We start from the raw sequence: 25,079 nt of genomic DNA, 5'->3' as shown, positions 1-25,079 counted from the left end.
ACCTCTGTGGCGAAGTCGTATGAGCCGCGTCGCCGCACACAGCGCGGCTCTCCGGAGCGCACAGAAGGCAGAGCAGATTCCCCATGGCCCTCACCGCCCTTCCCTCACACACCCCTGGCGGCTCGAACGGGGACCCGTCGCAGGCCGCACCGTCGCGTGCCGCACCGTCCGGGACCGTACGGAGCGGGAGCGTACGGAGCGGGACCGTACGGAGAGGGGTCCTCCCGCACGGAGAACTGCCCGACGTACACCGCGCCCTCCTGTGTGTCGCGCTGCCGTGTCTCGCCGTCTCGGCCGAGCACGGCCAACTCACCGGTCAAGGGCTTGAGGGCTTCTACCAGTCGGGCCGTCGGCTCCTCTCCCGGTGTCTGTTACGTGTGGCCGGACGGGAGCCTCTCCCGTTACAGGGCAGGCTGGTGGACGCCGACCGCGCGCGGTTCAGCGCGGTGGTCCGTACACCGGCGGACGCCGGACCCGATCCGGAGATCAGTGTCGAACGGCTGCGGGACGCCGACGGCACCGAACGCATCACGCTGCACAGCTCGGCCCGCGGCGTCCGCCGGTTCCCGGTGGAGATCATTCTGGGGACGGATCTGGCGGAGCTGGCCGCGATCGCGGTCGGCCGCGCCGGCCCCGAACTCCCGGCGAGCGTCCACGCCGCGGGGCTGCGCTGGGCCGCGGCCGACCGCGGATACTCCGTCGTCTCCGCCGACCCGGCCCCGCAGGACGCGCTGGCCTCTGCCGGACTGCTCCGCTGGGACATGGAGCTGGCACCCGGGGCCTCCCGCACCATCGAGCTGCGGGTCCGTGCGGACCGGGCGGCGCGGCCGACCGGCCGGACCGCGAGTAATCCCCTGCCTGAGGCGAGCGCGGAGGGTGACGACCCCCGGGTGCGCCCGCTGTTCGCCGCGAGCCTCGGCGATCTCAAGGCGCTTCTGCTGCGCGGGCCGGGCGGTTCCACCGATGTCCATCCGGCCGCGGGCGTGCCCTGGCGCTGCGGGCCACCGGCCGCGGAAGCGCTCTGGGCGGTGCGGATGGCTCTCCCGCTCGGCACCCGGCTGGCCGCGGGCACGATGCGTACGCTCGCCCGCACCCAGTTCCGCGGCCCAGGACGCGACTTCGGGCGTATCCCCGGCCCGCTGCGGGACGCCGGGCCCCATCTGCCGCCGAGCTGTACGGGAGTTGAGGCGACGCTCGCCTTCCCCGTGGTCCTCGCCGAAGCGCGCCGCTGGGGGCTCCCCGAAGGTGACCTCGCCGAACTGCTCCCCACGGCGGAGCGCTGTCTGCACTGGCTGCGCACCGCCCTCGGCGCCGACGGGCTGCTGGGGGAGCCGGGCCCCACCGGGCCCCGGCGCGTCGAGACCCAGGCCCACGCACATCGCGCCGCGCTGCTCGGTGCCGATCTGCTGGAGTCCTGCGGCCGGCCGGGGGCCGACGGCTGGCGGGAGTGGGCGGGCGCGCTGCGGCTGCGATTCCGGCGGACGTTCTGGGCGGACGCGTCGACCGGCGGGCACCCGGCCGCGGCGCGGTGCGCCGACGGCCGGCTGATTCCCCATGCGAGCGCCGGCGTCGCCCATCTCCTGGACGTGGGTCTGCTCGGCGGCGGGAAGCAGGCCCCGGGGCTGCTGGACGCGACGGAGACCGAGCGGCTGGTCGCCATGGTCGGAGGAGCGGACCTCGACTCGGGGTGGGGCCTGCGCGGCCTCGGCGGCAAGGAGCCCGGACACAACCCCTTCGGCCACCGCGCCGGGGCGGTACGCGTCCACGAGACGGCCGTCGCGATCGGGGGCCTGATCGCGGCCGGATACGACGAGGAGGCGGGCTCCCTGCTCAGGGGTGTGCTGGACGCGGCGGAGGCGTTCGGCCACCGGCTCCCCGAGATGTACGCGGGGGAGCGGCGCACCGCGGGCGGTGCTCCCGTACCGCACCCCGCGGCGTGCCGTCCGGCGGCCGTGGCCGCGGCTTCCGGGATCCATCTGCTCACCGCGCTCGCCGGTATCCGCCCGGACGCGCCCGCCCGTACCGTCGCGCTGCGCCCGGTCCGTGGCGCACCGCTCGGGGCGGTACAGCTCACCGGGCTGAGGGTGGCGGAGGAGCCCTTCTCCTTACGCGTCAGCGCGCTCGGGCTCGGCATGGTCGAGGAGGCGGCCCCCGGCCTTCAACTGGGGGTCTGAGCCTTGGTGGGTGGGCAGCGCGCCCCCGGCCCGGCCGGGGGCGCGAAGATCACGAAGATGGCGAAGAAGTAGCGAGCGCGAGTGACGGAAGGAGTGTTTATCGTCAGGCAGACGACTATGATCGCGGCATGTCGCCCTACGACCCGTCGGCCTTCCCCGCGTTCGCTGTCACCGTCGACCTGGTCGTGCTCACCGTGCGCCGCCACGCGCTCTGCGCGCTGGTGGTGAGACGCGGGGAGCCGCCGTTCCAGGGCCGGTGGGCGCTGCCCGGCGGTTTCGTCAGGGCCGACGAGGACCTCGCCGGCGCCGCTGCGCGTGAACTCACCGAGGAGACGGGCCTCTGCGCGCACGACCCGGTCTCCCCGGCGCCCGGCAACGCGGCCCATCTCGAACAGCTCGCCACCTACGGGGATCCCGGACGCGATCCCCGGATGCGGGTGGTCAGCGTGGCCCATCTGGCGCTCTCGCCCGACCTTCCCGCGCCCCGTGCCGGAGGTGACGCCAACAGCGCCCGCTGGGCCCCGGTGGACGCGCTGCTCAACCAGGAGGGCGGTTTCGCCCGCGAGGACGAACAGCCCGCCCAACTCGCCTTCGACCACGCCCGGATCCTCGCCGACGGAGTGGAACGGGCTCGGTCCAAGATCGAGTACTCGTCGCTCGCCACCGCGTTCTGCCCGTCCGAGTTCACCGTCGGGGAGCTGCGCCGGGTGTACGAGGCGGTGTGGGGCGTGGTGCTCGATCCACGCAACTTCCACCGGAAGGTGACCGGCACCCCCGGATTCCTCGTTCCGTCGGGTGGCACCACGACCCGGCAGGGCGGTAGGCCCGCCCAGTTGTTCCGGGCCGGCGGGGCGACCGTACTCAACCCGCCGATGCTGCGCCCGGAGGTCTGACGGGGGCCACGTGCCGGACGTCTGACACCCGGGGGCGCCACCCTGCGCCACAAGTCGGACATGTCGCGTTATCTTGCTGCGGTAACCACCCTGCCGCCGAGCGGTCTCACCTCCCCGCGAGAGAAGCGATGCTCCAGGCCATCGGACTGACCAGCAACCCCCATCGAGATCTCCCGCCCGCCGTGGACGATCTGACCTTCGAGGCGCGGCCCGGCTCTGTCACGGCGCTTCTCGGCGCCCCCGGCGCGGGCAAGACCACCGCGCTACGGCTGATGCTCGAACTCGAACCAGGACGCGGCGTCACCTACTTCCGCGGTCGCCCCCTCCATCGAATCGCCCATCCCGCACGTGAGATCGGGGTGCTCCTCGGCGATGTGCCCGGCCATCCCGCGCGCTCCGTCAAGGGCCAGCTCCGGATGCTCTGCGCCGCCGCGGGAGTGCCCGCCTCGCGCGCCGACGAACTCCTCGATGTCGTCGGCCTCGGCGGTCTGCGCGACGAACGGCTCGGCTCGCTCTCGCTCGGCATGGACCGCAGACTCGGCCTCGCCTCCGCGCTGTTGGGGGATCCGCACACCCTGCTGCTCGACGCGCCGTCCGTCGATCTGTCGCCCCGCGAGAGCGGCTGGCTGTTCGGACTGCTGCGGGCGCACGCGGACCATGGAGGCACCGTCCTCTTCACCACGCAGGACGCCAAAGAGGCCGCGCGCACCGCGGATCATGTCGTCACGATCGACGAGGGCCGGCTCGTGGCCGACCAGGACGCGGTCTCCTTCGCCCGTACCCGGCTGCGTCCCCGCGTCGCCGTCAGGACTCCGCACGCCGCCCGTCTCGCCGACGCGCTCAGCCGCGAGGCCCGCGCGGGCCGGCGCTCCGTCGAAGTGGTCTCCGAGCCCGGTGTGGGCAGTCTGCTCACCGTCTACGGCAGCAGCTGCCCGGAGATCGGTGAGACCGCCTTCCGCAACGGAGTCCTCGTCCATCAGCTCGCCGACGAGGTCGGCGACACGGGTCCCACGCCGGTCCCCATGGCCGCTCCCGTACCGGTACCGCTGCCCGCGCCCGCCCCCGCCTACGACCCCGCACGCGAACCCGATGACACGTACGGCTACGACGACGTCCTCGACCGCGGGTACACGGACGGCGGGGCTCCGGATCACGACCGCGGTCCGCTCCCGGCGCCGCTGTCGTCGGGGCCGGCGCGCAGTCCGCTCCGGCCGCTGCGCTACGAACTCCGCCGTATGTTCGGGATCCGCACCACGGCGGTGATCGCCGTCGCCGTTCTCGTCGCGTCCGTGGCCCTCGCCGTGCCGCTCGCCCGCACCGGCAGGACTCCGCTCCCCGGTCTGCTCAGCGCCTGGCCCGCGCTCCTGCCCCTGCCGCCCGCGGCCCTCGGCGCGGGGCTGCTCGGCGCGTACTCGTTCGGCGACGAGTTCCGCTACCCCGCGCTCGCCGGCGCGCTGGGCACCGTTCCGCGCCGCCTCGGCCTGCTCCTCGCCAAGCTCGTCGTGACCGCTGCGGCGGCGCTGGCGCTCGCGTCGCTGACCGTGGCCGCCGACGCCGGGGCGCTGCGCCTGGTGTACGGCGCCGATGCCGTGCCCGTGCCGGGCAACTGGTTCGCGCTGAGCGCGGGTTGGGCCGGACTGACCGTCGGCTGCGCCTGGGCGGGGCTGCTGGGGGCCGGGGTCTTCCGGGTCACGGCCGCCGGGGCGGCCGTGGTCGTCGCCGTACCGACCCTGGTCGTACCGCTGATCCAGCGGGCGCTGGTCGGTCCGTCCGCGCGTTCGGTCGTCGGACTCCCGGGCCGGTTGCGTGAGCTGGCCTGGCTGGACTGGCCCCGTCAGGTCGACCACTGGCTGATGGCCACGTTCCGACTCGTCGCCCAACCGGTCGCCGCCGCCCTGACGTTGTCGCTCTCGGCCCTGCTCTGCGCATATCTGCTCACCGGCCTTCGCCGTAGGGCCCGTTGGTGACCGGGGAACGACCGGACCGTTTCCCGGTGTTCGCAACTCCCCTGATAACGCCCGCTTCTTTCCGATAAGGCGTCAATCGAAGGGCGGGCGCCGATCACCCTTTCGTGTGCTTTTCACCAAAGACCTCAAGGGTCGCGGGAGCAACGCCGACAAAGGATGCGTGAGTACCCTTGCGCACACCATGATGACCGCCGCCCGTTCCGTCGAGTCAGGCCTCGCCGAGCCGGGTGAACTCGACCGCTACCCCTTCGCGGAGGCGCCCGGCGCCGACCGCGTCGCCGCCCCCGTCTGGGACGGCGCCGACACCGACTTGGGCCGGGTGGGACGACGTACGACGAGCAGCCGCGGCCGCGGGCTGCACGGCCAACTCGTCCAGCAGCTCGGCCAGATGATCGTCTCCGGTGATCTGGGCGCCGACCGGCCGCTCGTACCCGAGGAGATCGGCCAGCGCTTCGAGGTCTCCCGCACCGTGGTGCGGGAGTCGCTGCGCGTGCTGGAGGCCAAGGGCCTGGTGAGCGCCCGGCCCAATGTCGGTACCCGTGTCCGTCCGGTGAGCGACTGGAATCTGCTCGACCCCGACATCATCGAATGGCGCGCTTTCGGGCCGCAGCGCGACGACCAGCGCCGCGAGCTGAGTGAGCTGCGCTGGACGATCGAGCCCCTCGCCGCGCGGCTGGCGGCCGGCCATGGCCGGGCGGATGTCCAGCAGCGGCTCACCGACATGGTGGGGATCATGAGCCACGCCCTCGCGCAGGGTGATTCGATCACCTTTTCGCGTGCGGACGCCGAATATCACTCCCTGCTGATCCAGCTCGCCGGCAACCGCATGCTGGAGCACCTCTCGGGGATCGTCTCGGCGGCCCTCCAGGTCTCCGGCGGCCCGGTCACCGGATGCGACCGGCCCACCGAGGCGTCGCTCTCCCATCACGCGCGGATCGTCGACGCGCTCGCCGCCGGTGACGCGCACGCCGCCGAATCGGCCATGCGTCAACTGCTCACCGTCCAGCCTGAAGTGGAGCGTGTCGTTCCGGCACCGCGCGAGCACTGAGCGCCGCCGAGGGGCGGGCGTACGGGGATGTACGCGTCGTGTGTCGCCGGGCCCCGGGGGTCCGGCGACGCGATTGTGGGGCTTTAAATCCCCCTTCTGGTCATTTTGTCGCAAATGGAGTGTGACTCGGGCCACGTGGAATGGGCGTAACACTCCTGGAGACAGCGCGATGACTTAAGAGGTGACAGCCGAGGAGGGAATACGTCCGCCACGCACGGCGCTGTATTCACCTCTGAGGTCCAAGCCCGCGCCGTCGGCACATCCCCAGCCGACGGTCGTCGGCTCCGGTCCGATCCTGGGCGGGGCCGGAAGCCGTTTCCATCGTTCCGAGAGGTTGTTCGTGTCGGCCAGCACATCCCGTACGCTCCCGCCGGAGATCGCCGAGTCCGAGTCTGTGATGGCGCTCATCGAGCGGGGAAAGGCTGATGGGCAGATCGCCGGCGATGACGTGCGTCGGGCCTTCGAGGCCGACCAGATTCCGCCAACCCAGTGGAAGAATGTTCTGCGCAGCCTCAACCAGATCCTCGAGGAAGAGGGTGTGACGCTGATGGTCAGTGCCGCGGAGTCGCCGAAGCGCACCCGCAAGAGCGTCGCAGCGAAGAGCCCGGTCAAGCGCACCGCCACCAAGACCGTCGCGGCCAAGACGACCACGACGAAGACTGTCGCGGCCGCCACCTCGGCTCCGGCGGCAGAGATCGTGGAAGCCACGGCCGATGAGGCCGGCGCCTCTGCCAAGAAGGCGGCCGCGAAGAAGACCGTGGCCAAGAAGGCCACGGTCAAGAAGACCGCCGCGAAGAAGACGACGGCCAAGAAGGCCGTCGGCAAGAAGGACTCCGACGAGGCCGCCGACGGCGAAGAGCCCACCGATGAGGTGCAGGCGGGCAAGGGCGAGGAGGAGGAGACCGAGGGCGAGAACAAGGGCTTCGTACTCTCCGACGACGACGAGGACGACGCGCCGGCCCAGCAGGTCGCCGTCGCCGGCGCCACCGCCGACCCCGTCAAGGACTATCTGAAGCAGATCGGCAAGGTCCCGCTCCTCAACGCGGAGCAGGAGGTCGAGCTGGCCAAGCGCATCGAGGCCGGTCTCTTCGCCGAGGACAAGCTGGCCAACTCCGACAAACTCGCGCCGAAGCTCAAGCGCGAGCTGGAGATCATCGCCGAGGACGGCCGCCGGGCCAAGAACCACCTGCTGGAGGCCAACCTCCGACTGGTGGTCTCGCTGGCCAAGCGCTACACCGGCCGCGGCATGCTCTTCCTGGATCTGATCCAGGAGGGCAACCTCGGTCTGATCCGCGCGGTCGAGAAGTTCGACTACACCAAGGGCTACAAGTTCTCCACGTACGCCACCTGGTGGATCCGGCAGGCGATCACCCGCGCCATGGCCGACCAGGCCCGCACCATCCGTATCCCGGTGCACATGGTCGAGGTCATCAACAAGCTCGCGCGGGTGCAGCGCCAGATGCTCCAGGACCTGGGCCGCGAGCCCACCCCGGAGGAGCTGGCCAAGGAACTCGACATGACCCCCGAGAAGGTCATCGAGGTCCAGAAGTACGGCCGTGAGCCGATCTCGCTGCACACTCCGCTGGGCGAGGACGGCGACAGCGAGTTCGGAGACCTCATCGAGGACTCCGAGGCGGTCGTCCCGGCCGACGCCGTGAGCTTCACGCTCCTCCAGGAGCAGCTGCACTCGGTGCTCGACACGCTCTCCGAGCGTGAGGCGGGCGTGGTCTCCATGCGCTTCGGTCTCACGGACGGCCAGCCCAAGACGCTCGACGAGATCGGCAAGGTGTACGGCGTGACGCGTGAGCGCATCCGCCAGATCGAGTCGAAGACGATGTCGAAGCTGCGCCACCCCTCGCGTTCGCAGGTGCTCCGCGACTACCTGGACTAGTCGCTGAGGCCCAGGGGGCGCGCGAAGCACGAGTGAAGGCCCGGATGCCACCAGGGATCCGGGCCTTCGCGTCGTGCGCGGGGGTGCGAGACTCGACCGGTGGGATGACTCTGGGTAGATCGGAGCCCACCGGAGAGTCAGGAGACTGTATGCGTCGTTCCGTAGCCCGAGTGCTGACCGGAGGACTGGCCGTGATCACCACCGGGGCGGTGCTGCCACTCGTCGCGGCTGTCCCCGCCGCCGCCGAACGGGTGATCGTCGGCGGTCAGGAGGTACGGATCGCCGACAGCCCATGGGTCGTGGCCCTGTCCAGCCGTGACCGTTTCGGGGGTACGCGTGCGGGCCAGTTCTGCGGAGGTGTGGTGGTGGCGCCGACGAAAGTGCTGACCGCCGCCCACTGCGTGGGCAAAGACGTCCTCGGGGCGGCCCCGAAGGACATCCCTGACCTCCGGGTCATCGCGGGCCGTGAACGGCTGCGCGGCTCCGGCGGGCGTGAGGTCGCCGTACGGTCCGTCCAGGTGGATCCGGCGTACGAGCCGCGTTCCAACGCGTCGGACCTCGCCGTGCTGACGCTGGCGCGCGCCCTGCCCGAGGAGTACGCGATCAGGCCGGCGGAGCCCGGGGACCCGGCCGCCGCGCCGGGCACCGACGCGGCGGTCTACGGCTGGGGTGATACCTCGGGCGATGCCGACTACGCGCAGGCGCTGCGCTCCGCGCGTGTGAAGGTGCTGCCGGACTCAAGCTGCGAGCGGGCGTACCCGGGCGGCTCAGGGGACCGTTACGAGGCTTCCACGATGCTCTGTGCGGGCGATCCCCAGGGCGGGCATGACGCGTGCCAGGGGGACAGTGGCGGGCCGCTGGTGGCCCAGGGACGGCTTATCGGGCTCGTCTCCTGGGGGAGTGGCTGCGGGCGCGCCGACAGTCCGGGCGTCTATACCCGGATCACCATGGGCGCGCGGGCCGTCGCCGACGCGGCGGGGGCACGGCCCCCGCGGTGATCGGCGCGGGTTCCCACGCCGAGGCGGGGTTCCCGGGGTTCCCCTGCCGGCATGGGGTTCGGGCTTCCATGTCGAGTGGGTCGGCCACGACGACGAGAACGGGCGGTCACCCTGCGGTACAGGGGTGGCCGCCCGTCGGCCGGCTCGGACCGGCCCTTGGCTCGTCGTGGATGCGAGGTGTCAGTGTTCCTCTTCACCGCCGCCGGCCGGTACGGCCGTCAGTCGGTCGGTCTCATCCTGTATTTCCGCGGCGATCTTCTTGAGTTCCGGCTCGAACTTGCGCCCGTGATGGGCACAGAAGAGCAGTTCACCACCGCTGGACAGGAGGACGCGCAGATAGGCCTGGGCGCCGCACCGGTCGCAGCGATCAGCCGCGGTCAGCGGGCTCGCGGGGGTCAGAACAGTAGTCACGTCGCCTCTTCTCTAGCTCGACGAGCTGTCGTACCAGGGTCAACATCCAACCAGGCCGAAAACGTTCCCGCTCTCGGCTTTTCCTCGAAAATTTCTTCCGTTGTGGCTGACTGCTGACGATTGGCGGCGAATGGGCCGTATTGCTCGCGGGGCTTCGCACTACGGGTTTCGCGTTGCTTGACGTTGCTTGTCAGGGGGATCGCCCTCGCCGGCCGGCTTGCCGGTTGTTGATGAGGACGTGCCCGGAGCCTAAATGGTTCATGCCTGGAAGGGAACGTGATGTGTGCTTCACTCCATCGAAGGATCGAACACCTATGCGACCTTGGACTAGCATGAGAATTCGCGAGGGTGGCGTGACAACGGCTCTACCAGGCCTCTGTACCCTCTGACCGGTGACAGACGCCGGGCCTTTACCCCACGGGGGCCCATCTCAAATTCAGCGAGGAGCGAACCGCGTGACCGCCGATACGTCCGTGCCGTCCACTGCGCTGCTGACAGCAGACCGTGACGGCTCCAACTACACCGCGCGGCACCTGCTCGTCCTTGAAGGGCTCGAAGCGGTCCGCAAACGCCCCGGAATGTATATCGGCTCGACCGACAGCCGCGGCCTGATGCACTGCCTCTGGGAGATCATCGACAACTCGGTCGACGAGGCCCTGGGCGGGTACTGCGACCACATCGAGGTGATCCTCCACGAGGACGGCTCGGTCGAGGTCAAGGACAACGGCCGGGGTATCCCCGTCGATGTCGAGCCCAAGACCGGCCTCTCCGGCATCGAGGTCGTGATGACCAAGCTGCACGCCGGCGGAAAGTTCGGCGGCGGCTCGTACGCCGCCTCGGGCGGCCTGCACGGCGTGGGCGCCTCCGTCGTCAACGCGCTCTCCGCCCGGCTGGACGTCGAGGTGGACCGCAACAGCGCCACGCACTCGATCAGCTTCCGCCGCGGTGTCCCCGGGATGTTCACCGAGCAGGGCCCCGACAGCCCCTTCGATCCCGCGAACGGGCTCCGCAAGGGCAAGCGGGTGCCCAAGACCCGTACCGGCACGCGCGTGCGCTACTGGGCCGACCGGCAGATCTTCCTCAAGGACGCCAAGCTCTCCCTGGACACGCTCCACCAGCGTGCCCGGCAGACCGCCTTCCTGGTCCCCGGACTGACGATCGTCGTCAGGGACGAGCGGGGTCTCGGCGAGAGCGAGGGCGGCGGCGCGAGCGAGGAGACGTTCCGGTTCGACGGCGGCATCAGTGAGTTCTGTGAATATCTCGCGCAGGACAAGGCCGTCTGCGATGTGCTGCGGCTGACCGGACAGGGCACCTTCAAGGAGACCGTGCCGGTCCTGGACGACCGCGGGCATATGACCCCCACCGAGGTCACCCGCGAGCTGGGTGTCGATGTCGCCCTGCGCTGGGGCACCGGGTACGACACCATCGTCAAGTCGTTCGTGAACATCATCGCCACCCCCAAGGGCGGCACCCATGTGAGCGGATTCGAGCGTTCTCTGACCAAAACGGTCAATGAGGCGCTGCGCTCGGCGAAGATGCTGCGCGTCGCGGAGGACGACGTCGTCAAGGACGACGCCCTGGAGGGCCTGACGGCCGTGGTCACGGTACGGCTCGCCGAGCCGCAGTTCGAGGGCCAGACCAAGGAGGTCCTCGGTACGTCCGCGGCCAACCGGATCGTCGCCAATGTCATCGCCAAGGAGCTCAAGGAGTTTCTGACCTCGACGAAGCGCGACGCCAAGGCGCAGGCCCGCGCCGTGCTGGAGAAGGCCGTCGCCGCCGCCCGTACGCGGATCGCGGCCCGTCAGCACAAGGAGGCGCAGCGCAGGAAGACGGCGCTGGAGTCCTCCTCGCTGCCGGCCAAGCTCGCCGACTGCCGCAGTGACGACGTGGACCGCAGCGAGCTGTTCATCGTGGAGGGCGACTCGGCGCTCGGTACGGCCAAGCTCGCCAGGAACAGCGAGTTCCAGGCGCTGCTGCCGATCCGGGGCAAGATCCTCAATGTCCAGAAGTCATCCGTCTCGGACATGCTCAAGAACGCCGAGTGCGGGGCGATCATCCAGGTCATAGGGGCGGGCTCGGGCCGGACCTTCGACATCGACGCCGCCCGTTACGGCAAGATCGTGCTGCTGGTCGACGCCGATGTCGACGGCGCCCATATCCGCTGCCTGCTGCTCACGCTCTTCCAGCGCTACATGCGGCCGATGGTGGAGGCGGGCCGGGTCTTCGCCGCCGTGCCGCCGCTGCACCGGATCGAGCTGGTCCAGCCCAAGAAGGGCCAGGACAAGTACGTCTACACGTACTCGGACAACGAGCTGCGGCAGACGCTGCTGGAGTTCCAGCGCAAGAACGTGCGCTTCAAGGACTCCATCCAGCGCTACAAGGGCCTCGGTGAGATGGACGCCGACCAGCTGGCGGAGACCACGATGGACCCCCGCCACCGCACCCTGCGGCGGATCAACATCGGGGACCTGGAGTCGTCCGAGCAGATCTTCGATCTGCTGATGGGTAACGAGGTGGCTCCCCGGAAGGAGTTCATCACCAGCTCCGCGGCGACGCTGGACCGCTCGCGCATCGACGCCTGAGGCGGCCGGGGCATCTGGGACAGCGGCCTCCACCCACGGGTGGAGGCCGTCCTTCCACCCCTGATCAACCCACACGCCGATGCTCTGACCTGGTGTTTCTCCGTAGCGTCGAAGACGTTGAACTTCTTCGTCCCCGGAGGCCCGGATGTCCTCGCTCCTCAACGTACTGGTGGCCGTCGCGGTGGTCGCCCTGATCGCCGCCCGCCAGCTCAAGCCCCAGCGGGTCACCGCCGACGGGCACCGGTGGCTGGTGCTGCCCGTCATCCTGGTCGTGGTCGCGCTGCGTGAGCCCGGGCTTCTCGACTCCCGGGAACTGTCGCTGTCGGCGCTGCTGCTCGGCGCCGAGCTGGTGGTGGGGCTGCTGATGGGCGCGGGCTGGGCCCGGACCAGCCGTATCTGGACCGAGCGGGACGGCTCGGTGTGGTCGAGGGGTACGAAGGCGACCGCCGGGGTCTGGGTCGCCGGAATCGCCCTGCGGCTGGGGCTCATGGGTCTCGGCGCGCTGATCGGCGTCCACCAGGGCAGCGGGGCGCTGCTGCTCGCCCTCGCCGCCTCGGTACTGGTCCGCAGGGGGATGCTGGTGTGGTGGGCCCGCGCCGGCCGGCCGTCGTACGGTGACGGCGTAGCCGCCGCACCGTGGAAGGACCGTGTGTGACCCCCGAGGCCTGGAGGAACTGGCCCTCCCGGGAAGCTCTCTCCCGGGAGGGCCGCGGCGATGCCCGGCGATGGCTGAACCGCGGCGTACGCGTGCTGGCCCTCGCCGCCCTGCTGTGGTCCACCTTCAGCCAGCGCCATGTGGCCGGCTGGGCAGCGGTCGCGGCGGTCGCAGGGGTGCTGCTCACCGGGTTTCTGGCCTGGTCCTTCTACCGCACCACGCTGCGCAACGATCTCTGGCCGTCGGTCGGGCTGCTCGTCCTGCTGCTGGGCGGGTCGATGGTCGCGCGGCACAGCGGATTCGAGATCGCGGGCACCGTGCTCTGGTGCGGCTGCACGGTCGTCGCCATCGAACGGCTGCCGCTCGCCGCCGCGCTGCCCACGACCGTCGTCGCCCTCGGCTGGTTCGCGACGCACAACCAGGACAACTGGCTCACCACCACGATCACCACCGTCGGGCTGCTCCTCGCCGGGTACGTACTGCGGCTCGACGCGGAGGCGCGCGGCAACGCCCAGCGGCTGCTGGCCCAGGAACGTGCAGCTCTGGCCGCCGAGGCGGAGTCGGCCGCCCTCGCGGAGCGGGCCAGGATCGCCCGGGACATCCATGACGTCCTGGCGCACAGCCTCTCGGCGCAGCTCGTCCATCTGGAGGCGGCGCGGTTGCGGATTGAGCGCGAGCCGCACAGCCCGTTCCGCGATCAGATCCTGGAACGGGTCGTCGCCGCGCGCTCCATGGCACGCGAAGGGCTCGCCGAGACCCGGCAGGCGCTCTCCGCGCTGCGCGGCGACATGGCGCCCCTCGGCGACTACCTGCGTGAACTGGCCGCGATGGACGGTGCCGAGGTCGAGATCGGCGGCGTGCCTCGGCCGCTGCCCGCGGAGGCGTCCCAGACGGTGCGCCGGGTGGTGCAGGAGGCGCTGACCAACGTACGGAAACACGCCCCGGGCGCGCGGGTGCTGATCCGGCTCACATACGGCGCGGACGAGGTGACGCTGGATGTGCGGGACTCCGGTGGGAAGGGCGCGGCCCCGGCCGGGCTGGGCTCCTCGGGTTCCGGGTACGGTCTGCTGGGGATGAAGGAGCGCGCCGAGCTGCTCGGCGGCACCCTGGAGGCCGGTCCGGGAGGACTGGAGGACCCCGGCGAGAAGGGCTTCAACGTGCGTTTGCGAGTGCCCGCATGACGGCGAGGGTGATCGTCGCCGACGACCAGGCCGTGGTGCGCGAGGGCATCGTGATGCTGCTCGGGCTGCTGCCGGGCATCGAGGTCGTCGGCGCCGCGAGGGACGGCGAGGAGGCCGTGGCCCTTGTCGCCGAACTCGCCCCCGATGTGGTCCTGATGGATCTGCGGATGCCGCGCTGCGACGGCGTGGAGGCCACCCGCCGTATCCGCGCCGAGCACCCGGCCACACAGGTCGTGGTGCTCACGACATACGCCGACGACGATTCGCTCTTCGCCGCGCTCCGGGCCGGCGCCCGCGGCTATCTCACCAAGGACGCGGGGGGCGAGGAGATCGCCCGGGCCGTCGACGACGTACTGGCGGGGCAGGCCGGACTGGCGCCCGCCGTACAGCGCCGGCTGCTGGAGCGGGTCACGGACCCGCCCGCGGATCCCGCCCCGGCGGAGCTGCCCGACGGGCTCACCGCCCGCGAGGCGGAGGTGCTCTCGCTGGTCGCCGAGGGGCTCTCCAACAAGGAGATCGCGCACCGGCTGCATATCGGGACGGCCACGGTGAAGACCCATATCAACAACCTCTTCGCCAAGACCGGTGTGCGCGACCGCGCGCAGGCCGTGCGCTATGCCTATCAGCACGGGCTTACCTCGCCACCCGGGACAACCATCACCTGATGGAGTGAAGCCCGGAGAGAGAGGAGTCCGGGATCTCCCCACTCTGTCCATCCTTCTTGCACGCGGCCGAAACGGTTCGCCGACAAGGAGAGTTGACCGGTGGAGAAGCAGGAAGGGCGTGACGCCGCAGCGGTGCGGCCCGACGCCCCGTGGTATGCGGCGCTGTCCCCGGACTGGGGCGAGTGGGGCGGTACGGGCGGCTCCGCGGCGCCCGCCGCACCGGCCCCCGGCTACCGGGGCGCGACCGACGCCACCGATATCTACGCGGAGGTCCATCGCGGCGCGGCCTTCCAGGAGGTGCGCGGTCGCTACCGCCGGTTCGTCGTCCCCGCCTCGCTCGCCTTCCTCGGCTGGTACGTGGCGTATGTGGTGGCGGCGACGGCCGCCCCGGGGCTGATGGCCCGGCCGGTCGCGGGCGCGGTGAACGTGGCGATGGTCGCGGGCCTCGGCCAGTTCCTCTCCACGTTCCTGCTGACCTGGGCGTACGCGCGCCATGCCCGGCTGCACCGGGACCGCGCGGCCCTCGAACTGCGCTGGGCCGTCTTCGACCGGCGGACGCGCGGCGACGTGGGCGACGTGGGCAACGAGGGAGACGAGGGGGACCAGCGGTGAGCGGCGACCATCAGACCCTGGCGCTGCTGCTGTTCAGCGTGTTCGTCGCGGTCACGCTGGGGATCACCACATGGGTGAGCCGCCGCCGGCCTGGTTCCGTCGAGGAGTTCTACGCGGGCGGCCGGCTCTTCTCGCCCATGGAGAACGGATTCGCCATCGCCGGGGACTATCTGTCCGCGGCCTCCTTCCTCGGGATCTCGGGCCTGATCGCCCTCTTCGGCTACGACGGCCTGCTCTACTCGGTCGGCTTTCTGGTCGCCTGGCTGGTCGTGCTGTTCCTGGTGGCCGAACTCGTCCGTAACGTCGGCCGGTTCACCCTCGCCGATGTGGTCGCGGCCCGGATGCGCGAACGTCCCGTACGGATCGCCGCGGGCACCTCCTCGGTCACCGTCTCCGTGCTGTATCTGGTCGCGCAGATGGTCGGCGCGGGCAGCCTGGTCGCGTTGCCGCTCGGCGGCACGAGCGGCGCGGCGCGCACCTGGACCGTGATCGGTGTGGGCGTGCTGATGGTCGTGTACGTCTCGCTCGGCGGGATGCGCGCCACCACCTGGATCCAGATCGTCAAGGCGGTCCTGCTGATGGCCGGCGCGATCGCGCTGACCGTGCTCGTCCTGATCCGTTTCCACGGAAACGTCAATGAGCTGCTGAACACGGCGGCGGCCCGGAGCGGCCACGGCAAGGACTTCCTCGCGCCGGGACTGCGGTACGGCGGCGACTGGACCGCGCGGATCGACTTCATCAGCCTCGGGCTCGCGCTCGTTCTCGGCACGGCCGGACTGCCGCATATCCTCTCGCGCTTCGCCACCGTGCCGACCGCGCTCGCCGCCCGCCGCTCGGTCATCTGGTCCATCGGGCTGATCGGCGGCTTCTATCTGATGACGATCGTGCTCGGGTTCGGCGCGGCAGCGCTGGTCGGCACGGACGCGGTACGTGCCTCAAGCGCGGCCGGGAACACCGCGGTCCCGCTGCTCGCCCTCGACCTCGGCGGCGGGGCGGGGTCGACCGGGGGGACGGTGCTCTTCGCGGTGGTCGCGGCGATCGCCTTCGCGACGATCCTCGCCGTCGTCGCGGGCGTCACGCTCGCCTCCTCGGCCTCCGTCGCCCATGATCTCTACGCCTCGCTCAAGCGCGGGCACACGAAGCGCCGTGGTGAGGTGGCCGTGGCGCGGCTGGCGGCGGCCGGAATCGGCGCGGTGGCGATCGCGCTCAGTCTGCCGGCCCAGAACCTGAACGTGGCCTTCCTGGTCGGACTCGCCTTCGCGGTCGCCGCCTCCGCCAATCTACCCGTGCTGCTCTACTCGCTGTTCTGGCGGAACTTCACCACGCGCGGCGCGGTCTGGTCGGTGTACGGGGGGCTGATTCCGGCGGTCCTGCTGGTGGTGGTCTCGCCGGTGGTCTCGGGGAGCCCCGAGTCGATCTTCCCCGGGGCGGATTTCGCGGTCTTCCCGCTCCAGAACCCGGGGGTGGTCTCCATCCCGCTGGGCTTCCTGGCGGGATGGCTCGGTACGGTCACCTCCACCGAACCGCCGGACGGGGCGAAGCACGCGGAGACCGAGGTCAGATCGCTGACGGGGGCGGGAGCGGTCTGAGTCCTCTCGTGCGGAGAGGGCGGCTCAGGCCGGAGCCACGGGCCCGGGCCACGGGGCCGGGCCCCTGACACGGGCCGGGGACACGGGCCGTCGACACGGACCGGGAAGCGGAGCCGTCAGCCGCTCGACGCCCAGGCGTAGCGGTGCTCCGGGCGCCCCGTCTCCCCGTACCGCAGTGTGAGCCGTACCCGCCCGGCCCGCTCCAGCAGCTTGAGATAGCGCTGCGCGGTCTGCCGGCTCATCCCCGCGCGCTCCGCGATCTCCTGCGCCGAGAGCGGTCCGCCGGCGCCCATCAGCACCTTGCGCACCACCTCGGCGGTGGTGGGGGAGTGGCCCTTGGGGAGGGCGGGGGCGCTCGCGGCGGAGAGGGCCCCGAACATCCGGTCCACTTCCGACTGTTCCGCCTCGCCGCCGCCTTCCAGGGTGCGGCGCAGCGTCGCGTATGCCTCCAGCTTGGCCCGTAGCCCGGCGAAGTTGAACGGTTTGACCAGGTACTGGAGCGCGCCGTGGCGCATCGCGGACTGGACCGTGGCGACATCGCGCGCCGCCGTCACCATGATCACGTCGGTCTGATGGCCGAGCCGCCGCAACTCCCGCACCACGGCGAGCCCGTTCTCGTCCGGGAGATAGTGGTCGAGAAGGATGAGATCGACGGGGTGTTCGGCGATCCGGCCCAGCGCCTCGGCGGCGGTATGGGCCTGGGCCACCACCCGGAAGCCCGCGACCTTGGCCACATAGGCCGTATTGATCTGCGCGACCCGGATGTCGTCGTCCACGACCAGTACGTCGATCATCGTGTCTCCCCTGCCCCGGCCTGCTCGCGGGCGGTTCCGGGTAGTGCCCCGGACTCCGTGGTCCCGTCGCGCTCCATGCTCCCGCCGGGGTCCGCTTCCGTCAGCGCCTCCGGCAGGACGACCGTGAACTGCGCCCCGCCGTGCGCCCCCGCGCCGACCCGTGCGCTGCCGCCCTGCCGCTCGGCGAGTCTGCGCACCAGGGCCAGCCCGAGGCCGCGTTTGCCGTGCGCCGGTGGTTCCTTGGTCGACCAGCCCTCGGAGAAGACCAGTTCACGCTGGTCGGGCGGGACGCCGGGGCCACTGTCGGAGATCACGAGAACGACCGTACGGCCTTCGGCGCGCAGCTCCACCTCGATCCGCGGGTCCTCGGAGCCGGCCGCCGCGTCCAGCGCGTTGTCGACGAGGTTGCCGACGACCGTGACCAGGCCCTGCGGATCGATCAGCCGGTCCGGCAGCAGCGTGCCGGGGGAGAGCCGCAGCGAGACGCCCCGCTCCGCCGCGACCGTGGCCTTGCCGACCAGCAGCGCGGCCGGCAGCGGATCGTGGATCCGCTCGGTGATCTGCTCGGCGGTGGCCCGGTGCACCCCGACGACCTCGGTGACGAACTCCACCGCCTCCTCGTGCATCTCCAGCTCCAGCAGCCCCAGCAGCGTATGCATCCGGTTCGCGTGTTCGTGGTCCTGGGCGCGCAGGGCGTCGATCAGCCCCTTGGTGGCGTCCAGCTCCCGGCCGAGCCGCTCCAGCTCGGTACGGTCGCGGAGGGTCACGACGGCGCCCCCGTCGTCGGTGGGCATCCGGTTGGCGACCAGGACGCGGCTGCCCTGGACGGCCAGCAGATCCTCGCCCACCACCCGCCCCGCCAGCACCTCGGTGGTGCGCCCCGCACCGAGCACGTCCTCCAGCGGCCGTCCGATGGCGTCGGCGCCGAGTCCAAGCAGCCGCTGCGCCTCGTCGTTCATCAGCCGGATCCTGCCGGTCCCGTCCAGTGCCACAACGCCTTCCCGCAGGCTGTGCAGCATGGCCTCGCGCTCGGTGAGCAGCGCCGAGATATCGGAGAAGGCCAGGTCATGGGTCTGCCGCTGGAGACGTCTGGAGATCAGATACGCGGCGAGCGCCCCGGCGGCCAGCGCGCCTCCCGCGTACGCGAGCAGCCCGGGGATCGCGGCCAGGAACCGGTCGCGGACGCTGTCGTACGCGATACCGACCGAGACGGCCCCGACGATCCGCCCGCTCTCGTCCCGCAGCGGCACCTTGCCCCGGGCGGACCGGCCGAGCGTGCCGCTGTCCAGTTCCATGACCTCCTTGCCCGCGAGGGCGTCGCTGGGATCGGTGGAGACCACCCTGCCGATCTGGTCCAGGTCGGTGTGCGACCAGCGCACCCCGCGTCTGTCCATGATCACCACATACTCGGCGCCGGTGGACTGTCTGATGCGCTCGGCCTCGGCCTGTACGGGGCCGTCGGCCGCCGGGTCCGTGGTGACGAGATCGGCGGCCACATCGATGGAGGCCGTGGTCTCGGCGATCGCCAGCGCGCGGTGCATCGCCTGTTCGTCCAATTCGGCGCTGAAGGGCGCGAGGAAGAGCCCCGTGGCCAGCACGGTGACGCCCGCGGCGATGGCGAGCTGCATCAGCAGCACCTGCGAGAAGACCCGGCGTGGCCAGCCGAATCGCCGTCGTCTGCCCGCGGTGCTCGGTGCGGCGTTCATATGTACGAACGGTAGAGGGCCGGGCGCCCTTTCCGAAACTTCCACATCTACGCAAATGGCTTGCAAGATATGCGGTGCGCTTACGGTTCCCTGCTGAGCGGCCGGAAACCGGCGTGTGTCGCGCATTGGCGGCCAACCCGGCTGAGGAACCTGGGGATTTGGTTCTGTCCGAGCGGTGGACGACCTCGCATTTCTCTGCAACTCTCTGACCGCAAAACGCAAAAGTCTCTGTTCAGCAGTGCAGAAACGCCTGTCCTACAGGTACGCAGCCAGAGCCGCGCCCTCGTCGCCCCCGCGCCGAGGCCGAAGATCGGGGATCCATGAGATCGCTACGCCGGAGATGGCGGGTCCTCTCCGCCGCCATAGCCACCAGTCTTTTGATGATCGGCTGGCCGTCGATGACCGCTGCGGCGGCCGACGGTCCCAATATCGCCGCGGGGCGGACCGCGGCGGCGAGCACGACATCGGGCGACGGGACCGCCCGGAACGTGACCGACGGGGATCAGTCCACGTACTGGGAGGGCGACGGCAAGAAGTTCCCCCAGTGGGTGCAGTCGGACCTGGGGTCGAGCAAGCGCGTCGACCAGGTGGTGCTGAAGCTCCCCGCGGGGTGGGAGTCCCGGAAGCAGACGCTCTCACTCCAGGGCAGCGCGGACGGCACCAGCTTCTCGACGCTGAAGTCCTCCGCCACGTACTCCTTCAGCAAGGGGGCGGGCAACAAGGTCACCGTGTCCTTCCCGGCCACCAAGGCCCGCTTCGTACGGGCGAACATCACGGGCAACACGGCGGGGAAGAAGGCCCAGCTCTCCGAGCTTGAGGTGCACACCGCCGCCGCGGCGTCGGTCAACCTCGCGCTCGGCAGGACGCTCACGGCGAGCAGCTTCACCGAGGTCTACGGACCGGGCAACGCCAATGACGGCAACAAGGCCAGCTACTGGGAGAGCAGGAACAACGCCTTCCCGCAGTGGATCCAGGCCGACCTCGGCTCCTCGGTCCGCGTCAACCAGGTCGTGCTGCGGCTGCCGGACGGCTGGGGCGCCAGGGACCAGACGCTGAAGATCCAGGGGAGCGACAACAACTCCACCTTCTCGGATCTGACGGCGTCCAAGGCGTACACCTTCAACGCCGCGGGCGGCCAGGCGGTGACGATCCCCTTCGACGCCGTCACCACGCGCTACGTCCGCGTGCTGATCACGGCCAATACCGGCCAGCCCGGCGGTCAGCTCTCCGAACTGGAGATCTACGGCCCCGAGACCGGTGACACACAGGCGCCCACCGCGCCCACGGAGCTGGCCTACACCGAGCCGGCCACCGGGCAGATCAAGCTGACCTGGCAGGCGTCCACCGACAACACGGGCGTGACCGGCTACGACATCTACGCCAACAACGAGCTGCGCACCAGCGTCGCCGGCAATGTCACGACGTTCACCGACACCCAGCCCGGCGGTACGACCGTCGCGTACTACGTACGGGCCAAGGACGCGGCCGGAAATGTCTCGGGCAACAGCAACACCGTCACCCGCCAGGGCGACAGCGGTGACACACAGGCGCCCACCACCCCCGCCAACCTCGCCTTCACCGAGCCGTCCTCCGGTCAGATCAGGCTGACCTGGGGCGCCTCGACGGACAACAAGGGCGTGACGGGGTACGAGATCTACGCCAACAACGTGCTGCGCCAGACCGTGGCCGGCGATGTCACCACGTACACGGACACCCAGCCCGCGGGGACGACCGTCTCGTACTACGTACGGGCCAAGGACGCGGCGGGCAACCGGTCCGGCAACAGCAACACGGTCACCAGGAACGGCAGCAGCGGGTCGGCGTCGAACCTGGCCGTCGGCAAGCCGATCAGCGCGTCCTCCGTGATCCACACCTTCGTCGCGGAGAACGCCAACGACAACAGCGTCACCACCTACTGGGAGGGCGCGGGCGGCAGCTACCCCAACACCCTCACCGTGAAACTGGGCGCCAACGCCGACACCCAGAGCGTGGTCGTCAAGCTCAACCCGGACAGCAGCTGGGGAGCGCGGACCCAGAACATCCAGGTACTGGGACGTGAGCAGAGCGCGTCGGGCCTCACCAGCCTGGTGGCCGCCAAGGACTACGCGTTCAGCCCGGCGACCGGGAACTCGGTGACCATCCCGGTCACCGCGCGCGTCGCCGATGTCCAGCTGAAGTTCACCTCCAACACCGGCTCGGGCGCGGGACAGGTGGCGGAGTTCCAGGTGCTCGGTGACCCGGCGCCCAACCCCGACCTCCAGGTCACGGCGGTCAGCGCGGCCCCCGCCGCGCCGGTCGAGTCCGACCCGATCACCCTGTCGGCGACGGTACGCAACGCCGGAGCGGTCGCCGCGCCGGCCAGCACGGTCGATTTCCAGCTCGGCGGCAGCAAGGCCGGCAGCGCTTCGGTGGGCGCTCTGGCGGCCGGCGCGTCGGCCACCGTCACGGCGAACGTCGGCCCGCGTGACGCCGGTTCGTACCAGCTCGGCGCGGTCGCGGACCCGGCCAACGCGGTCATCGAGCAGAACGAGACCAACAACTCCTACACCAGCCCCACCCCGCTGGTGGTGAAGCCGGTCTCCAGCTCGGACCTGGTCGCCGCGACCGTCTCCACCTCACCGTCCTCGCCCGCGGCCGGGGACACCGTCACCTTCTCGGTGGCGGTCAAGAACCAGGGCACGGTGGCCTCCGCGGCCGGCGCCCATGGCATCACGCTCTCCCTGCTCGACTCCAAGGGCGCCACGGTCAAGACCCTGACCGGTACGTACAACGGGACCATCGCGGCCGGGGCGACCACCCCGCCGGTGGGCCTCGGCACCTGGGCCGCGGCCAACGGCTCGTACACCGTGAAGGTGGTCCTCGCCGACGACACCAACGAACTGCCGGTCAAGCGCGCGAACAACACCAGCACACAGCCGCTGTTCGTCGGACGCGGCGCCAATATGCCGTACGACATGTACGAGGCGGAGGACGGCACCACCGGCGGCGGCGCACAGGTCGTCGGCCCGAACAGGACCATCGGTGATGTGGCGGGCGAGGCGTCGGGCCGCAAGGCCGTCACGCTCAACAACACCGGCAACTACGTCGAGTTCACCACCAGGGCCAGCACGAACACGCTGGTCACGCGATTCTCGATACCGGACTCGGCGGGCGGCGGTGGCATCAACTCCACTCTGAACGTCTATGTCGACGGCACCTTCCTCAAGGCGATCGACCTCACCTCCAAGTACGCGTGGCTGTACGGAGCGGAGACCGGCCCAGGCAACTCGCCCGGCTCCGGTGCGCCCCGGCACATCTACGACGAGGCGAACGTCATGCTGGGCAAGACCGTCCCGGCGGGCAGCAAGATCAGGCTCCAGAAGGACGCGGCCAACACCACCACATACGCGATCGACTTCATCAACCTGGAGCAGGTCGCGCAGATCGCCAACCCGGACCCGGCCACGTACACGGTCCCGGCCGGATTCACCCACCAGGACGTGCAGAACGCTCTGGACCGGGTCCGGATGGACACCACGGGGAAGCTGGTCGGCGTCTATCTGCCGCCCGGTGACTACCAGACGTCCAGCAAGTTCCAGGTGTACGGGAAGCCGGTGCAGGTCGTCGGCGCCGGTCCCTGGTTCACCAGGTTCTATGCCCCGGCGACGCAGGAGAACACCGATATCGGCTTCCGCGCGGAGGCCGCGGCGAAGGGCTCGTCCTTCACCGGCTTCGCGTACTTCGGCAACTACACCTCGCGCATCGACGGTCCCGGCAAGGTGTTCGACTTCGCTAATGTCTCCGACATCACGATCGACAACATCTGGAACGAGCACATGGTCTGCCTGTACTGGGGCGCCAACGCGGACCGGATCACGATCAAGAACTCCCGGATCCGGAACATGTTCGCCGACGGCATCAACATGACCAACGGCTCCACGGACAACCACGTGGTCAACAATGACGCGCGGGCCACGGGAGACGACAGCTTCGCGCTGTTCTCGGCGATCGATGCCGGCGGCGCGGACATGTTCAACAACGTCTACGAGAATCTGTCCTCGACGCTGACCTGGCGTGCGGCGGGTCTCGCGGTGTACGGCGGCTACCGCAACACCTTCCGCAACATCCATATCGCGGACACCCTCGTCTACTCGGGGATCACGGTCAGCTCCCTGGACTTCGGTTATCCGATGAACGGCTTCGGGACCGAACCGACGACGATCGAGAACGTGTCGATCGTCCGGGCCGGCGGCCACTTCTGGGGAGCGCAGACCTTCCCGGGGATCTGGCTGTTCTCGGCGTCCAAGGTGTTCCAGGGGATCCGGATCAACAATGTCGACATCGTCGATCCGACCTACAGCGGCATCATGTTCCAGACCAACTATGTGGGCGGTCAGCCGCAGTTCCCGATCAAGGACACCATCCTCAGCGACATCTCGATCTCCGGGGCCCGCAAGAGCGGTGACGCGTTCGACGCCAAGTCGGGCTTCGGACTGTGGGCCAACGAGATGCCGGAGGCGGGTCAGGGTCCGGCCGTCGGTGAGGTCACCTTCAACGGTCTGACGCTCAACAACAACGCCGTGGACGTGAAGAACACCACGCCCAACTTCAAGATCAATATCAACCCGTAGGAGGGGCCTCGGCCCCCCAGCGGGCCGTAGTGTGGTGCCGGCCGGTCGCTTCCGGTCGGCACCACGCTTACCCGCCCCTTTACGCTCGAATTACGCTCTCAAGCAAGTAGCTTGCATGCCTTGCGATAGTCTTGCGTGTATGACGCGACGACTTGCTCAGGTGGCGAAGAAGGTTGGGGTCAGCGAGGCCACGGTCAGCCGGGTACTCAATGGCAAGCCCGGGGTCTCACAGGCCACGCGCCAGTCGGTGCTGACCGCGCTGGACGTCCTGGGTTACGAGCGGCCGACGCAGCTGCGCGGCGAGCGCGCCCGACTCGTCGGTCTGGTGCTTCCGGAGTTGCAGAACCCCATCTTCCCGGCGTTCGCCGAAGTGATCGGCGGAGCGCTGGCCCAGCAGGGTCTGACGCCTGTGCTGTGCACCCAGACGAAGGGCGGCGTCTCCGAGGCGGACTATGTGGAGCTGCTGCTTCAGCAGCAGGTGTCCGGGGTGGTCTTCGCCGGCGGGCTGTTCGCGCAGGCCGACGCCCCGCACGACCACTACCGGCTGCTCGCCGAGCGCAAGATCCCGGTCGTCCTGATCAACGCACCCATCGAGAACCTCGACTTCCCCTGTATCTCCTGCGACGACGCCGTGGCCGTCGAGCAGGCCTATCGCCATCTCGCCTCGCTCGGCCACGAGCGCATCGGTCTCGTACTCGGCCCGTCCGACCATGTGCCCTCCCGGCGCAAGCTCGCCGCGGCGCTGGCGGCGGCGAAGGCCGCCCGGGTGAAGCTGCCCGACGAGTGCGTCGAGCGGGCCATGTTCTCGCTGGAGGGCGGGCACGCGGCGGCGTCGCGGCTGCTGGACCGGGGCGTCACGGGCATCATCTGCGCGAGTGACCCGCTGGCGCTCGGCGCGGTACGGGCCGCCCGCCGGCGCGGTCTCGACGTACCGCGCGAGGTGTCCGTCGTCGGCTTCGACGACTCCGCTTTCATGAACTGCACCGAGCCTCCGCTGACCACTGTCCGGCAGCCCATCGAGGCCATGGGGCGGGCGGCCGTCGAAATGCTGAGCGCCCAGATCCAGGGCGGCGCGGTGCCGCCCGGTGAGCTGCTGTTCGAGCCGGAGCTGGTGGTACGCGGTTCCACGGCGCAGGCCCCGCGCGGCTGACAGGCGGACACGCCACGATCCGGGCCCCGCACGCGAACAGCGTGCGGGGCCCGCCGCGTTGCGGGGCCGTTCCGCATACAGATGACCGGACATGCGCACCAACTGTCAAGTATTTGCGAAATCGGGGCGACATATTGCGGACATCCGTAGTTG

Annotated in this window: 17 protein-coding genes; 14 read left to right on the top strand and 3 right to left on the bottom strand. The window is 70.3% G+C overall.

Features of this window, described 5'->3' with window-relative positions; genetic code table 11:
- Positions 1 to 83: 83 nt before the first annotated feature.
- The 6 genes from AB0M67_RS32385 (at position 84) to AB0M67_RS32360 (ending at position 8,971) form a co-directional block, all read left to right on the top strand.
- Positions 84 to 2,174 (top strand): glycogen debranching N-terminal domain-containing protein, encoded by a 2,091-nt coding sequence (locus AB0M67_RS32385; RefSeq protein ID WP_365751126.1) that lies wholly within the window; start codon positions 84 to 86, stop codon positions 2,172 to 2,174.
- Positions 2,175 to 2,302: 128 nt separating this feature from the next.
- A complete protein-coding gene (locus AB0M67_RS32380) occupies positions 2,303 to 3,067 on the top strand; it encodes an NUDIX domain-containing protein (RefSeq protein WP_365751125.1) in 765 nt (254 codons plus the stop codon).
- A 128-nt stretch (positions 3,068 to 3,195) separates the two neighbouring features.
- The gene (locus AB0M67_RS32375; protein WP_365751124.1) at positions 3,196 to 5,034 is read left to right on the top strand and encodes an ATP-binding cassette domain-containing protein; all 1,839 of its coding nucleotides are present in this window, start codon (positions 3,196 to 3,198) and stop codon (positions 5,032 to 5,034) included.
- Between the two features lie 160 nt (positions 5,035 to 5,194).
- Positions 5,195 to 6,082: an FCD domain-containing protein gene (locus tag AB0M67_RS32370; protein WP_249953050.1), complete on the top strand. Its 888-nt coding sequence runs from the start codon at positions 5,195 to 5,197 to the stop codon at positions 6,080 to 6,082.
- Between the two features lie 340 nt (positions 6,083 to 6,422).
- A complete protein-coding gene (locus tag AB0M67_RS32365) occupies positions 6,423 to 7,973 on the top strand; it encodes an RNA polymerase sigma factor (RefSeq protein WP_365751123.1) in 1,551 nt (516 codons plus the stop codon).
- Between the two features lie 149 nt (positions 7,974 to 8,122).
- Positions 8,123 to 8,971 (top strand): serine protease, encoded by an 849-nt coding sequence (locus AB0M67_RS32360; RefSeq protein ID WP_365751122.1) that lies wholly within the window; start codon positions 8,123 to 8,125, stop codon positions 8,969 to 8,971.
- Between the two features lie 180 nt (positions 8,972 to 9,151).
- Here the strand turns inward: AB0M67_RS32360 and AB0M67_RS32355 are convergent, their stop codons facing one another.
- Positions 9,152 to 9,382, bottom strand: a complete 231-nt coding sequence (locus tag AB0M67_RS32355; RefSeq protein ID WP_030350144.1) for a hypothetical protein — start codon at positions 9,380 to 9,382, stop codon at positions 9,152 to 9,154.
- Between the two features lie 455 nt (positions 9,383 to 9,837).
- Between AB0M67_RS32355 and AB0M67_RS32350 the strand changes: the two genes are divergently transcribed.
- The 6 genes from AB0M67_RS32350 to AB0M67_RS32325 all read left to right on the top strand — a co-directional run bounded on the left by AB0M67_RS32350 (position 9,838) and on the right by AB0M67_RS32325 (position 16,666).
- Positions 9,838 to 11,964 carry a DNA topoisomerase IV subunit B gene (locus tag AB0M67_RS32350; RefSeq protein ID WP_365751121.1) on the top strand — a complete coding sequence of 709 codons (2,127 nt, stop codon included), beginning with the start codon at positions 9,838 to 9,840 and terminating at the stop codon, positions 11,962 to 11,964.
- A gap of 145 nt (positions 11,965 to 12,109) precedes the next feature.
- Complete coding sequence (locus AB0M67_RS32345) at positions 12,110 to 12,619, top strand: DUF1453 domain-containing protein (RefSeq protein ID WP_365751120.1); 510 nt, start codon at positions 12,110 to 12,112, stop codon at positions 12,617 to 12,619.
- Positions 12,616 to 13,800 carry a histidine kinase gene (locus AB0M67_RS32340; RefSeq protein ID WP_365751119.1) on the top strand — a complete coding sequence of 395 codons (1,185 nt, stop codon included), beginning with the start codon at positions 12,616 to 12,618 and terminating at the stop codon, positions 13,798 to 13,800. The genes AB0M67_RS32345 and AB0M67_RS32340 overlap by 4 nt, the downstream gene beginning before the upstream one ends.
- A complete protein-coding gene (locus AB0M67_RS32335) occupies positions 13,797 to 14,465 on the top strand; it encodes a response regulator transcription factor (protein WP_365751118.1) in 669 nt (222 codons plus the stop codon). Before AB0M67_RS32340 ends, AB0M67_RS32335 begins: the two co-directional genes overlap by 4 nt.
- Before the next feature lie 99 nt (positions 14,466 to 14,564).
- Entirely contained in the window at positions 14,565 to 15,077 is a 513-nt protein-coding gene (locus AB0M67_RS32330; protein ID WP_365751117.1) for a DUF485 domain-containing protein, read from the top strand.
- Positions 15,074 to 16,666: a cation acetate symporter gene (locus AB0M67_RS32325; RefSeq protein WP_365751116.1), complete on the top strand. Its 1,593-nt coding sequence runs from the start codon at positions 15,074 to 15,076 to the stop codon at positions 16,664 to 16,666. Before AB0M67_RS32330 ends, AB0M67_RS32325 begins: the two co-directional genes overlap by 4 nt.
- A gap of 116 nt (positions 16,667 to 16,782) precedes the next feature.
- On the opposite strand, the gene AB0M67_RS32320 is transcribed toward AB0M67_RS32325, so the two are convergent.
- Both AB0M67_RS32320 and AB0M67_RS32315 read right to left on the bottom strand, forming a co-directional pair.
- The gene (locus tag AB0M67_RS32320; protein ID WP_365751115.1) at positions 16,783 to 17,460 is read right to left on the bottom strand and encodes a response regulator; all 678 of its coding nucleotides are present in this window, start codon (positions 17,458 to 17,460) and stop codon (positions 16,783 to 16,785) included.
- On the bottom strand, positions 17,457 to 19,166 hold the full coding sequence (locus AB0M67_RS32315) for a sensor histidine kinase (RefSeq protein WP_365751114.1): 1,710 nt from the start codon (positions 19,164 to 19,166) through the stop codon (positions 17,457 to 17,459). The genes AB0M67_RS32320 and AB0M67_RS32315 overlap by 4 nt, the downstream gene beginning before the upstream one ends.
- Positions 19,167 to 19,486: 320 nt before the next feature.
- Between AB0M67_RS32315 and AB0M67_RS32310 the strand changes: the two genes are divergently transcribed.
- Entirely contained in the window at positions 19,487 to 23,776 is a 4,290-nt protein-coding gene (locus AB0M67_RS32310; RefSeq protein ID WP_365751113.1) for a discoidin domain-containing protein, read from the top strand.
- A gap of 139 nt (positions 23,777 to 23,915) precedes the next feature.
- Entirely contained in the window at positions 23,916 to 24,926 is a 1,011-nt protein-coding gene (locus tag AB0M67_RS32305; RefSeq protein ID WP_365751112.1) for a LacI family DNA-binding transcriptional regulator, read from the top strand.
- Positions 24,927 to 25,079: the final 153 nt, after the last annotated feature.

Origin of the sequence: Streptomyces sp. NPDC051662 (assembly GCF_040681655.1) — a bacterium.
In the GTDB taxonomy this organism is placed as follows: Bacteria; Actinomycetota; Actinomycetes; order Streptomycetales; family Streptomycetaceae; genus Streptomyces.
This window is presented reverse-complemented; position numbering and strand designations above follow the sequence as displayed.